11 protein-coding genes are annotated in these 13,669 nt (G+C 42.4%); 1 reads left to right on the top strand and 10 read right to left on the bottom strand.

Going from position 1 to position 13,669, the window contains the following annotated elements:
- Positions 1–18 precede the first annotated feature (18 nt).
- Both cysI and LQ203_RS04955 read right to left on the bottom strand, forming a co-directional pair.
- Positions 19–1,737: an assimilatory sulfite reductase (NADPH) hemoprotein subunit gene (gene cysI, locus LQ203_RS04950; RefSeq protein ID WP_230156257.1), complete on the bottom strand. Its 1,719-nt coding sequence runs from the start codon at positions 1,735–1,737 to the stop codon at positions 19–21.
- A 27-nt stretch (positions 1,738–1,764) separates the two neighbouring features.
- Positions 1,765–3,579: an assimilatory sulfite reductase (NADPH) flavoprotein subunit gene (locus LQ203_RS04955; RefSeq protein ID WP_230156259.1), complete on the bottom strand. Its 1,815-nt coding sequence runs from the start codon at positions 3,577–3,579 to the stop codon at positions 1,765–1,767.
- 341 nt (positions 3,580–3,920) lie between these two features.
- Here LQ203_RS04955 and LQ203_RS04960 point away from each other — a divergent pair, with 341 nt between their 5' ends.
- On the top strand, positions 3,921–4,823 hold the full coding sequence (locus tag LQ203_RS04960; RefSeq protein ID WP_230156260.1) for a LysR family transcriptional regulator: 903 nt from the start codon (positions 3,921–3,923) through the stop codon (positions 4,821–4,823).
- 301 nt (positions 4,824–5,124) lie between these two features.
- Here the strand turns inward: LQ203_RS04960 and LQ203_RS04965 are convergent, their stop codons facing one another.
- Genes LQ203_RS04965 through LQ203_RS05000 form a run of 8 tightly spaced genes read right to left on the bottom strand, consistent with a single transcriptional unit; the run spans position 5,125 to position 13,596 of the window.
- Entirely contained in the window at positions 5,125–6,084 is a 960-nt protein-coding gene (locus LQ203_RS04965; RefSeq protein WP_230156263.1) for a VOC family protein, read from the bottom strand.
- 39 nt (positions 6,085–6,123) lie between these two features.
- On the bottom strand, positions 6,124–6,912 hold the full coding sequence (locus LQ203_RS04970; RefSeq protein WP_230156265.1) for an SDR family NAD(P)-dependent oxidoreductase: 789 nt from the start codon (positions 6,910–6,912) through the stop codon (positions 6,124–6,126).
- A 41-nt stretch (positions 6,913–6,953) separates the two neighbouring features.
- Complete coding sequence (locus LQ203_RS04975) at positions 6,954–7,463, bottom strand: aromatic-ring-hydroxylating dioxygenase subunit beta (protein ID WP_230156267.1); 510 nt, start codon at positions 7,461–7,463, stop codon at positions 6,954–6,956.
- 21 nt (positions 7,464–7,484) lie between these two features.
- Positions 7,485–8,786 carry an aromatic ring-hydroxylating dioxygenase subunit alpha gene (locus tag LQ203_RS04980; RefSeq protein ID WP_230156269.1) on the bottom strand — a complete coding sequence of 434 codons (1,302 nt, stop codon included), beginning with the start codon at positions 8,784–8,786 and terminating at the stop codon, positions 7,485–7,487.
- 39 nt (positions 8,787–8,825) lie between these two features.
- Complete coding sequence (nadX, locus tag LQ203_RS04985) at positions 8,826–9,611, bottom strand: aspartate dehydrogenase (protein ID WP_230156271.1); 786 nt, start codon at positions 9,609–9,611, stop codon at positions 8,826–8,828.
- Between the two features lie 16 nt (positions 9,612–9,627).
- Entirely contained in the window at positions 9,628–11,073 is a 1,446-nt protein-coding gene (locus LQ203_RS04990; RefSeq protein ID WP_230156274.1) for an aldehyde dehydrogenase family protein, read from the bottom strand.
- A gap of 13 nt (positions 11,074–11,086) precedes the next feature.
- Entirely contained in the window at positions 11,087–12,775 is a 1,689-nt protein-coding gene (locus tag LQ203_RS04995) for a thiamine pyrophosphate-binding protein (protein ID WP_230156277.1), read from the bottom strand.
- A gap of 29 nt (positions 12,776–12,804) precedes the next feature.
- Entirely contained in the window at positions 12,805–13,596 is a 792-nt protein-coding gene (locus LQ203_RS05000; RefSeq protein WP_230156279.1) for an SDR family oxidoreductase, read from the bottom strand.
- Positions 13,597–13,669 lie beyond the last annotated feature (73 nt).

Raw genomic sequence — 13,669 nt, forward strand, 5'->3', positions numbered from 1 at the left:
GCCTCTCTTTCGTTTTAGTCAATCATGAAAATTCGTTCCGTCCGTCACTTCTTTTACGATGCCAGCCTTGATGACAAAGTCCCCGAAATGCTCTCCTTCCTGACGTTCTTTCGCATAACGGGAAAGAAGTACACGCAACTCTTTTAAAATTTCTTCCTCACCAATGTTTTCACGGTACATTTTGCTTAGTCTGCTTCCATCGAATGCAGCACCGAGATACATATTATATTTCCCAGGTGCTTTACCGATAAAACCAATTTCTCCAAGTGCATGCCGGGCACAGCCATTCGGGCAACCGGTCATGCGGATCGTAATTTCCTCGTTCCGCAGTCCGTTTTCATCAACGATGGTCTCAATTTTATCAAGCAGCACCGGCAAATAACGCTCTGCTTCTGCCATTGCCAATCCGCATGTTGGAAGGGCCACGCATGCAATCGAGCTACGGCGGATCGCTGAATGATGTGCACCATCCGTCAAACCGTATGTTTCAAGCAATTCTATGATCTTCTTCTTTTTCTGACTTGATACATCGGCAATGATCAGGTTTTGATTGGCGGTCAAACGGAAATCACCCGTATGAATTTTTGCGATTTCGCGCAAACCGGTCATCAGCTTGTAATCATTGATATCGGCGATTCGGCCACCCTCGACAAATAATGTAAAATGCCATTTTCCTTGCATGCCTTTTACCCAGCCATAGCGGTCACCATTATTGTCAAAATGATATGTTCTCGCTTCCTCCAGTTTCCATCCTAACCGATTTTCAAGTTCAGCCTTTACCGGTTCGAGCCCAAGCCTGTCAACCGTATACTTGAACCGTGCATTTTTCCTGACGGAGCGGTTTCCGTAATCACGCTGAATTGTAATGATCTTCTCAGCCACATCCACTATTTTGTCTGGCTGGCAAAATCCGATTACTTTGGCTAGCTGGGGATATGTCGCTTTATCACCGTGTGACATTCCCATACCGCCCCCGATCGCCACATTAAAACCAACGAGTTTTCCACTTTCAACAATTGCTATGAAGCCAAGATCCTGAGAGTAGACATCAATGTCATTAGATGGAGGAACCGCAATGCCTATTTTAAACTTCCTTGGCAAATAAAGTGGTCCATACATTGGTTCGACTTCTTCCAATTCAGGTGTTCCGACTACTTTTTCTTCATCAAGCCAGATTTCATGGTATGCCCTTGTTCGGGGCAATAAATAATCACTCAATTTTTTCGACCATTCATATACTTCAGAATGGATTTTGGATTGAAATGGAATCGAATTGCACATTACGTTCCGATTTACATCACCGCATGCCGCGATGGTATCCAGCATGGACGCATGGATTTCCTGAATGGTTTTTTTCATATTCCATTTTAAAATACCGTGCATTTGAAACGTCTGTCTTGTCGTCAATTTCAAAGTGCCGTTGCCGTATTTCTGAGCGAGGTCATCCATAACAAGCCATTGAGATGGCTGTGCAACCCCACCTGGCATGCGGACACGCAGCATGAACTGATAGGCAGGCTCAAGTTTTTGTTTTTGGCGTTCATTTCGAAGATCCCTGTCATCCTGCAAATAGCTGCCGTGATGTTTCATTAATCGATTGTCATCATCTGGAATGCCGGCGCTGATTCGATCGAGCATCACTTCTCCAAGTGTTCCTCGCAAATAATTGCTTTTTTCTTTTATTTGCTCAACATCACTAGGCGGGCCTTCCGGTGCTTTTAATAGTAGGTTCACCATGTTGTAATCTCCTTTTCATCCTTATTTTCAGTACACATCACGTTGATAGCGTTTATTCTGTTGCATTTCGTCTAGGTAAGCTTGCGCATCAGCATGGCTCATTTGACCTTCTTTTTCAATGATCTCAATGAGCGTATTATGGACGTCATGTGCCATATTTTTTTCGTCACCGCAAATGTATAGCGCCGCTCCTTCTTGAAGCCATTCGTATAATTCTCTGCTCTGCTCCTGCATCCGGTGTTGAACATACACTTTTTCATCCGTGTCACGCGAAAAGGCAACATCCATTTTCGAAAGTACACCTGTTTTCAACCACTTTTGCCATTCAGTTTGATATAGGAAATCGGTCACGAAATGCTGATCCCCGAAAAAGAGCCATGTTTTCCCTTTCCCATTCATTTCTTCCCGCTCCTGGATAAAGGATCTGAACGGAGCAATTCCTGTCCCCGGTCCAACCATGATGATTGGAGTGTCTGGGTTCTTAGGCTGCTTGAAGTTCTGGTTATGCTGAATGTATACAGGCAGCGTATCCCCTTGCAGTATACTGTCGGCACATAATATCGAGCAGACACCTTTTCTTTCCCGTCCGTGGCTTTCATATCGGACAGCTCCGATTGTCAAATGCACCTCATCCGGATATGCGGATAAGCTATTCGCGATCGAATAAAGACGGGCTGGCATTTTTCGAAGGATGGAGATGAACTCTTGCGCCGATTCACCCCATGAACCAAAATCAAGGACAAAATCAAGCAAATCACGGCCTTCACGATATTCTTTTAGTTTTTCTTCATTTCCAGGTGATAGAAGTGCCTTTAAATCCTCGTTGCCTGAAAGCTGTGCTGCTTGCTCAAGGAGTGATTTTGTTAATACGGTTATTTCAAAATCAGAGATGAGCGATTCCCTAAATTTCCGAAGGTCACCTTGCTTGTTGACCTTCACGACCTCTTCTGATTCCCAATTGAGTTCCTTAAGAAGCATATCCACTAAAACCGCATCATTCTGCGGATAAATACCAAGGCTGTCACCAGGTTCAAATGTTAGGCCAGAGCCCTCCAGTGATAATTCGAGATGGTGTGTCTCTTTATTGGAGCCACGGCCGTTCAAGTTTATATTTTCCAGCACCTCCGCTTTAAACGGGTTCGTCCTGGAATACGCGTGAGCATTTACTGGAGCTGCCGTAGTTGGAACGGCGGTAACTTTACTCCCTTGCTCCTCACTTAAGCTAGTAATGACTCCTTCCAGCCATTCTGCAGCAGGCTCATCATAATCAAGGTCACAGTCCGTCCGCGGGAAAAGCCGCGTCCCGCCCAGTTCTTCCAGGCGCCTATCGAATTGTTTTCCCGTTTCACAGAAAAACTCATATGAGCTGTCCCCAAGCGCCAATACGGAAAAGCGGAGATCTTCAAGTCTTGACGCCCTTCTGCCATGAAGAAACTCATGGAATGACAACGCATTATCCGGTGGATCACCTTCTCCGTGCGTACTTACCACAATAAGAAGATTCTGAACCTTTTTCAAGTTGTTCACTTTATAGTCACTCATGGATGAAATGGTTACTTGATATCCATTACCCTCAAGCGTTCTTTTAGCATTATCAGCCAATCCTTGAGCATTTCCCGTCTGTGAACCGTAAAGGATGGTAACCTCTTTTGATATTGTCTTCCCGCTAGATTGAGCTTCCATCACCCGTACGTCGGCTGTACCTGTATCGGACACTGTCAAAGTTGCGGCCAGAAAACCGCTCAGCCAAACTTTTTGTGTTTCTGTCAAGCTTGGAAGTAGATTGTTAAGAAGCTCTGCCTGTTCATGATTAAAAGGACTGTTACTTACTTGAAGTTGCACGTTTTCCACCTCACAAAGGAATATAAACTTATGTTAGTTGATTCTTATGTATTACGAGTGGGTTTAAACTTTTTTCTCAATCTATGAAACTCATTTACTCCTATAGATCAAGTTGGTTTTAACCGTAAAAAAATTTAGAAAATTCAGCTCACTTAAGGAGGGAACACTTTTTCACAGCTCGCTATAAATAAAAATAAGGTTATTAAGGACGATCGCCTTCCCTAGCCTAGACTCTTCCTAAAATAAGTTTCTCATTAAACTTTACCAGAAGGCACATCATTAGTAAAATATATATAATTTATTGCAACTATTAAGAATATTAATAATAAGGCGGGATTCCTATGTATTATGATGCTTTAAAAACATTTGTGACCCTTGTAGAAGTAAAAAACTTTACAAAAACAGCTGAAATGCTGCTTATGTCACAACCAAGTGTAAGTTTACACATTAAAAAATTAGAGGAAGAGTTTCAAACCAAATTATTTCTACGCTCCCCTAAATTCTTAAAAGTCACTTTAACAGGAGAAATCCTGTACGATCGGGCTAAGCAAATGCTCACCATCTATGAACAGACCAGACAAGACATATTAGAACATGATAGGTCCATCAAAGGGGAATTAAAGATTGGGGCAAGTTTTACAATAGGAGAATACATATTACCTTCATTACTCAATGACCTTCAAAAAGACTATCCGGAACTTGAGCTTCAAGTTGTTATTGGAAACACCGAAGAAATTGTTCAAGCCGTTCGGTTATACAAAGTGGATATTGGTTTAATCGAAGGTCAAACAAATGAAAAAGAGCTTTCCGTACACCCCTTTATGCAAGATGAGTTATTCGTCGTTTCTTCGAACGATCATGAGCTCGCTTGTAAACGCGAAGTAGCGATTACTGACCTACATAACCAAGCATGGGTAACTAGGGAAGTTGGATCTGGTACACGTGAATACCTTAATCACGTCATACGTTCAAATGGCTTGAAAATTAAATCGATACTTACCATAAGCAGTAACCAAGGAATTAAAGAAACACTTATAAAAAATGGTGCAGGTCTCGCTCTTCTCTCCCGAAGTGTCATTGAGAGGGATGTTCAAAATAAATTACTTTCGATTATACAGTTGAAAAATGAGTCCTTTAACAGAACGCTTTCGTACGTCTATTCCCCAATTATGGAAGATAAAAAGAATGTCAAGACTTTTATAACTGAATTAAATAAAAAGTGGCCTATGAAGCCAAGCCGATAGGATGACCATTGGAGAAAACGTTTTCATTAATCTATTACATGTAAAAGACCTTATGATGTGTATATCAAACTATATAAATATGTAACAACATTTCGCAATATTTCCATCCATACCGAGTCATGGTTGGAAATATTGCATGCCATTGCCTTATACATGCTTTTGGGATTTCACATGTCTAGTGAATCAGCTAGTAGGAGAATGCTGAAAAATGGCTGTACGATAACTTTAACCTAACCATGTAAGTGTGATGAGTTCATGAAATCGCAGCATGAACACCATTTAGTGGTCACATGAACAAGATTTACCCATCAAAACGTTCTAGCAATTCAATAATCACTTTATAAGTCGATGTTGTATCCATATAGGCATATCTTCCTTTTCCGTTAAAAAAGTTTCCTGTCTGTATGACCGGATAGCCCATTTCTTCTAACATCTTCATTTTAGCCTCCATGTCTTTAACGACAAAAGAGATATGGTGAACACCCTCACCATATGTTTCAAGATGATCTTTCCACGTACTAGGTGATTCGCCCGGCTCGATCAATTCAATCTGAATGAACGGAGTATCAATGAACATATATGTTGATTTTCCTTCGGTGGGCTTCCCTTTGTAAATCACATTTGTAATTTCGGTTGATCCAGAATGAATGATGGGAGGTTTTTCAATACCCAACAACTTACAATATGCATCTGCAGCCGCATCCAGGTCTTTTACAACTAACGCAAGCTGTTCCACTTTGTTAGTCCCTAATAACGGCTGAACACTTGCATCTTCTGGTTTTTCCCATGCCGTTTTTCTTGTCTCTTCACTTTCAAGCAGTTCAACTAACGTTTTGTGATCATCTAGTGTATCCACATATACATACCGGCCGTCACTCGAAGTGAATTCACCCGTTTGCAAAGCTGGGTATCCACTTTTTTCCATGATTAGCAGCTTCTTTTGAATAGAGTCTACATCAAAAGCAATATGGTGGATCCCTTCACCTACTTCATCCAGGAACTCACGCATCGTTCCTGGATTTTTATCGGGTTCTATTAGTTCAAATTGGACGGTTGGTGTATTTAGAAAAGCCAGTTTAGATCTTGCCTCCGTTGGTACACCTCTAAAGGTCACTTTCGATACTGTACTATCACCCGTTAGAAATGGATCTGTCATCTTAATGCCTAGCAATTTTGTAAAAGCTAGATTAGCAGCTTCAATATCTTTTACAACGAATGCTAATTGATTAATATTCCTATTGCCCAAAAGTGGTTCAGTCATATTTATAAACCTTCTTTCTAAGTTTATTTAGGTATAAACTCAACCAAGTCCGCGAACTGACAAACCACCATCACTGGAAATGACTTCGCCAGTAATTGCGCGCGCTTCGTCCGATGCTAGGAGGACATAAGCACCAACATGATCTTCGGGCATCTGGGCAAGCTGAAGTGGGTTTCTTTTCTTTATGCTGCTGGCCTTCGTCTCATTATCCACGATTTTCACAAATGGTTTTAGAGGTGGTATGACCGATAATGCTGTCAGTGTTCCTCCAGGTGCTACAGCATTAACGCGAATATTCGGTGCGAGTTCGAACGCTAGTTGCCGCATCAAACCGATTTGAGCATGCTTGCTGGCTGTGTACCATACGCCGCCTCCATCAGGATAGAAACTTGCACCAGATACGGTGAAAATAATATTGCCATTTGTTTTTTGCAGTTCATCAAGAGCTGCTTTCGCACCGAAGAATGAGCCTTTAACATTAATATTGAGCAGAAAATCATATGCTTCGGAAAGTGCATCGGGAGTTACGTCAGAAAATTTTGCAAATCCATCGAAGACTCCTGCATTAGCAATGAAAACATCGAGCTTTCCAAATTGCTCGACAGTGGCCTGTACAGCCTTTTCATTGTCTTCGTAAATACTTACATCTCCTTGGTTAATGAGAATCTCTTCTCCAAATTCCTCTTTCATTTTCTTTAACGTTTCCAAAGAGCGGCCAATGATGCTGACTTTTGCCCCTTCTTGTATAAAACGTCGAGTGACAGCTTCCCCTATACCCGAATTGCCTCCGGTAATCAACACCACTTTATCCTTTAACCCCGTTGCCATTGTAACCAACCTCCATATGATCTTTTATGTGCTAGTCAATATTATACGAAGATAGCAAGATTCCTAGTATTTATCGTTGTTTGGTCGACAATGAATACTCGTTTGGAGAGTTTCCATTTACCATCTTCAAATATGAATTCATCATTTCTTTCCCCCGAAATCAAATCGTGTTGAATATCGGTGCTGCGGCTTCGATAGATAAGCAGATAGCTCTTCACGATTGCCTTTTCCCCTTCAATGTAGTCTTTAACGCTCACGTTAGAGACAAAACGCCGTGTTCTTGATGGCGGGATTTCGGCCCATGCATAATCCGTTTTCAATCGATCCACACGCAGCCTCAACAGCTCGATATCATCATTAAATGTGAACATGTCTGTCGAATAATCCGGACGTTCCACACCTTCTTTATTGACTCGCACAGGCATTTGATAGCGCAAGCTAGAGTGCATTAAATCGAACCAACCATCAAATTCAATATCATCCAGCAATTCTGCTTCATCATACAACCACTGTTCAAATTCACATTTAATCAGCATTTTTTCCACGTTCATTTCCCTTCCCCCTCCCGTTTATCATTTCGTCATCAATTCCAACCAGTATTTGTAAAAATTCCGTTGGCTCGCTTCTGTGAATTTATCATCGTAAGCAATCCCCGGCCCTATAAAATCAACAGGTTCACGATGAAGACCCATAGTATAATTATAGGTTAAATTCTTTATAAAAGGCATTGGGCCTTGGGCTGCTTCTGTAATGTCCGTAAATACTTCCGTATCATCCTGTTCAAAAATACCGGATGGGCTAAAGGTCAAGATAAACGAATCTCTTGACCGGTCTTTCCAATCTTGAGAGGCGTTTTTTTCCACAAGCATCCAAGCAATCACTTCCATTTTATTGTGACCAATTGGGCGCCACATTCTAATGGAAGTGTTAGAGATAAACTGGTCTTTGATTTTTGTATGGGAAATTAAGAATGACAAGTTCGGGAAAACGTTTCCAATCATATTCTTTAAGTTTGATAACACTTCATACTGTTCTTCAGACAAATTACTTTTAAATTCTTCTTTCAATTCTTCCGGGAATGCGAAGTCGGGATTCGGTGTCCCTAAATTTAATCCATGGCCGTTATCCATATGGATTTGAAAACCACGCTTCGAGTAGGTTGCGTTGGGTACCATGCCCAGTTTTGCAATGGAACCATGTGTGACCATCGTGTGATAGGAATCACCAACAAAGTTATCTGAACCCACTTTCCAGTTGGAATTGACAATGAATCTTTGAGGGACCCCGATCACTTCCATTTCAGCGCGCCCTACGAGTAAATCCAAATACCATTTTATATCGCCAAGAAAATCTTCAAGCGGCTCGGCTTCTTCATTCCAAGTTCCAAATAAAAGACCTTTATAGGATTCCAGTTTCACTTTGTGAAGACCCATTTCTGAACGGTCAAGCGTACCTCCATAAATATCCTTTTGCAGGGGCACACCCACGAGCTCCCCTGTGTTTTTAAAATTAAAACCATGATAAGGACATGTAAATAAAGATTTGTTCCCCTTATCTGCACGACATAGCTTCATTCCACGATGTGTGCACATATTGTAAAATGCGCGGATTTCCCCTTCACCATCACGCGTGATGATGAGCGAGTAGCCAGCAAGTTCGCGGGTCATGAAGTCACCTTTGTTTGGAACTTCAGATTCATGGCCGACAAACACCCATGTTTTCAAAAACACTTTTTCATGTTCGATATCGTATACCTTTTGATCTCCCAGGAGGTATGCAGGTATGACGCCTTCCTCTGGTTTAACCGTTTCATTCAAATAGTTAACAACTTGATGTTTAGACATTTCTTCTAATGATTTATCTGTTTTAAGCATATTTTTTCCTCCCCCTTCATTAGCTTGATTTATCATTCATTACCCGATTTGAAGGCACTTTTCCTTGTTTTGCAGCGTAGCCAAAACACTTAACGCGGCTAGATAACTCGTTTTTGGATTATTTGGCATCGGATCATTTTCCACTTCAAGTCTGAATTTCCCGAACGAACCTGACGCTTCAATTAGGTGAATGTTTTTAGTCACATTTGGATCGGCAATGATTTTCACTTTCGTCTTTTCAGGTCCAAGACCAGCCAATGACAGCACAATCGCCACATTAATATTTCTCGGAAACTGCTTGATCGCTTCTGAAGCCGATCCTTGGAATAAGACCGTTTCTTCTACCAATGACGAACCTGATGGCAATGCGTTGGGAGGCTTTCTTGTGGTTATGCAAACGGATTCAAGTCCATTCACAGCTTTTGCCGATTTAAGTACATCAAGACCTCCGATCGCACCAGAAGGTAGGAAAATATTAACGTTATTATTTCTGCAAATATTGTTTGATTCTTCTGCAAATCCAGCATCCGCCATCACTCCTATGCTGCTTAGCAAAAGATCTTTTCCGCTTTTAAGAACGGTCATTGCATACTCTTCTGCAGCTTCAATCGTTGCTGCTTCTATGACTACATCCACATCCGATTTAAGAAGTGCGTCGACATCCCTATAGGACTGTGTACTAAATTCCTCAGCTAGTTGGGCTGCGATTTCTTCACGGCGTGCATAAATCGCAACGATTTTCCCACCTGGAAGAAGTCCGTCATTATTTATTGCCTGAAGCAGGAATTTCCCGATGTTCCCGCATCCGATTAAGCCTAATTTCATGAAGTTTCATCCTTTCTCAATCAGCAAACCCGAATGAATCTGCAAAGAATTCCAACCCACAATGCCTTGTTTCCCGGGAAACGCCACTTTCCTTTAAACCAGGGAAATCCAGAGCCAAGTCGCTGAAAACGGTATGATTATTATGGAAAACCGCACCAGCTTCAAGGCGATCTGCCATTTCGATAGCAATATCTTCATTCTCGGTCCAAACAGATGCACGCAGGGCAAACTCACTATCATTTGCTAATTTTACAGCTTCATTAATATCATTGAAAGGTAAAATTGGAATGATGGGTCCGAATTGTTCGACCCGAACCACTTCACTATGCTGATTGACACCTGTAATAATAGAAGGAAGCATATAGTAACCTTTATCCCAAGTTTCTGGATTTAGTTGAATGCCTGCAGTGATTATGTTTCCGCCTGAATGTTCCGTTCTTTCGATCAAGCCATTCACGTAGTCATACTGTGCTTTATTATTCAATGGACCCATTGTTACATCAGGCTGAATACCATCACCAACTACCACCCGATTAAATTCTTTAGTCAGTTTTTCAACAACCTCATCAAAACGTGATTCTTGGACGTACACTCGTTTAACCGCAGAACACACTTGACCTGAGGCTCGTAAAATCCCCATTCTCAAACGTTTGATTGCCGCTTCATCCATATTGGCGTCCTCCATGATGATAGCAGGATCATTGCCGCCAAGTTCCATATATACTTTTTGTAGATTTCCAGCTGACTTCTTCATTATATCTTTTCCGGTTTCAGTACTCCCGACAAATGCCACTGTCCGGACTCGGGAATCCGAGCAAAGTTTGTCACCGATAGCTTTTCCTGATCCTGACACTATATTGATGACTCCCGGAGGAAAGTGTTCCGCTACTACTTTCAAAAAAGTCATAATCGTTAATGGGCAATTCGTGGCAGGTTTTACTACAACGGCATTGCCTGCTAAAACAGCAGGTATAACCCGTTTAAAGGTTAATATCATTGGAGAATTCCACGGTGTGATAATTGCCGTGACTCCTCTTGCTCTTCTTCTGATTTGGACTTTTTGTTTTCCTGGAAGCACTTCTGGTTTCCACCAATCAAGTAACTCTGCCGCGCAGCCTTTCATGACTTCAACACAGCGTAATAAATCTTTCTTAGCTTCAACAAGGCTTTTCCCATTTTCCCGGACAAACATGGTTACATTTTCTTCAATTACTTTTGATAATTCTGCTGCCGCTGCATTCATCCGGTTAGCCCGATCACATATATCCGTTCGCGACCATGTTCTAAAAGCCTTTTCAGCCGCTTCGATCGCATCATTGACAATTTCCTCAGAACATTTTGCCACCTGGCCAACCACTTCCGATGTGTTTGCAGGATTGCTCACATCAGCTTTTTCTGCACTTTCCATCCATTCTCCATCAACAAGGTATTTTCCTGAAACAAATGGGTACGTCGAAATCATTCAAATTCCTCCATTATAATTTTTTGGGCTTAAAAGCTTCCGCAGCTCCTGGAGGTCCTCCAAATGGCTTGGCCATCGGTCCCACAGCTTCCATATCAACAACGATCATTGAAGGCTTACGTCTTTCTTTCGCCTTTTTCAATTCGGATACGAATTCATCTCCAGACCCAATCCTGACAGCATTAAAGTGCATGGATTCTGCCAGTTTTACGAAATCGGGACTCAATAAATCCACGGCTACCTGTCGCCCATACGCGGCTGTTTGAATATTGCGAAGAACCCCATAGCCTGAATCATCAAACAATACGATGATAACTGGTAAGTTTTCTTCAGCTGCCGTTACCATTTCCCCGACATTCACCATAAACCCACCGTCTCCAGCCATCAGAACCACGGTTTTATCCGGACATCCCTTTTGGGCACCAATTGCAGTCGGAAGACCTTGACCAATTCCTCCCCCTGATGCATGAATGGATGTTCTCGGCTCACGGATTTCAAATAAACGGCTGCCCCAAACGTTTGCCTGTACAGTTACGTCACGAACTAATATCGTATCAAACGGTAATATCTCCCTCATGCCATCTACAAATTGCTCATAAGGACCTAGCGTTTCTCGAAGTTGAGCGCGCACTTCATTTCTAAGCGAACGGACTTCTTCTATATAAGAAAGTTCCGCTTGTACTGAATTTTCTTCAAGCTTCTGATTAATGGCAGCAAGCATATCTTTGGCATCGCCAACCAAACCTAGCGTTGCTTTATAGTTTCGGTTAATCGCCTGCAAATCCGCATCAATCGCTATATGTTCTTCAGGCACCGGTACCTTCCAATTGGACGTTTCATTTCCTCTGAATCGGACACCTACGCTAATCAATAAATCCGCATTCCTTAAAAACTCTTTTGTTGGCTCATAAGCCGCAAAATGTCCTATACATTGTTCATGGGTTTCCGGGATCGAACCTTTTCCAGATTGACTGGTTATTACTGCTGCACCCAGGATCTCCGCCAATTTCCGCAACTCTTGCGTGGCATTGGCACTGATGACCCCACCTCCGGCCCATATCACAGGACGGCGTGCTGCAACTATTTTTTGTACGGCTTGTTCAGGAATGAATGCATTTGACTTTATTTCAACCGATGATTCCCGTACCCCATCGAGCGAGAGATCTTCTATGATAGCCGATTGGTAATCAATAGGAATCTCCAAAGTAACTGGTCCCGTCGGCGCAGTCAATGCTTCTGTTATCGCCTTCCTTACAACTGCAGCAGTTTGGGCAGGATTTCTAAGCCTTACAGCATTTTTACAAGCGCCGCTCATCATTGAGAGCTGGTCTTTACATTCATGTATGTATCCTCTGCCCGTTCCAAGATAAGAAGAAGCAACTTCCCCTGTAAGATGTAGAAGAGGGACGCCAGCGGCCCAAGCTTCCACTAATGAACCAGCCGCATTTCCCGCCCCTGTTCCAGTACTGGTAATCACTACACCTAATTTACCAGTCGCGCGGGCATAACCATCGGCCATATTGACTGCACCGCTCTCTCCGCGGGAACAAATGAGTTTAATGCTACCTTCTCTAAGAATCGCATCATAGATAGGCATATTATGAATACTGACAATCCCAAATGCAGCTTCCACTCCTGCAAGCACGAGCTCCTTTACGATGGAATCGGCAGTTGTGAACTCTATTTTTTCTTTTATTTTCATCGCGTTATCCTACCTTTTTTATAATATGATTATAATGCCTTACCGATCGCTCCTGCCGTTTCAATTGTCGAACCCGCTACATAACTTGCTTTGTCTGAAGCAAGGAAAACAATGACACTGGCGACTTCTTCTGCTTCGCCTACACGACCGAGTGGAATATTCCGTTTCTTCGCAAGATCACCGTAATATTCTTCCGGATCCATATCAGGTGCATTTTTCAATCTTCTACGCTCCCATTGATCGGTCCGGATCAATCCAAGACTCACGGAATTCACTAGTATATTGTCAAAGGCTAGTTCCTGGGACAGCGTTTTGCTTAAATTCAAGAGACCAGCCCGTGCTGCTGCAGTCGCTACCATGTGACGTTCCGGTTCTTTAGCAAGTGTTGCATTAATATTAATGATCCGACCGCCTCCCCTTTTCACTAAATGAGGGTGCACAGCACGAACCGCATATATAATGGCAAAAAACTTTAATTGAATTTGTTCATCCCACTGGTCATCCGTAATGTCAAAAAAGTAACCCATCACGCTTTGACCGGCTGCATTCACCAATATATCGATCCCGCCGAACCTTTCAGCCGTCCCATTAATAAAAGAATCCACATCCGACTTTGAGGTGACATCACAAGTTGATGCAAAGATATCTGCCTTATCACCAAATGTGAGCAAATGACTTTGGGCATTTTCCATACGCTCGCTGCTTCTGCCGCATATAGCCACTTTCGCTCCCTCAGCTAAAAACATTTCTGCTGTTTTTAAGCCCACGCCCGACGTGCCGCCCATAATGACAGCCACTTTTCCTTTCAAACCTAAATCCATTCTCATCACTCCTTTTCAAAGCCATTTTCCTTAAACGCTGTCCCTTAATAGTACAAAAAGGTAACTTTACGCG

Origin of the sequence: Peribacillus sp. Bi96 (assembly GCF_918698115.1) — a bacterium.
In the GTDB taxonomy this organism is placed as follows: Bacteria; Bacillota; Bacilli; order Bacillales; family DSM-1321; genus Peribacillus.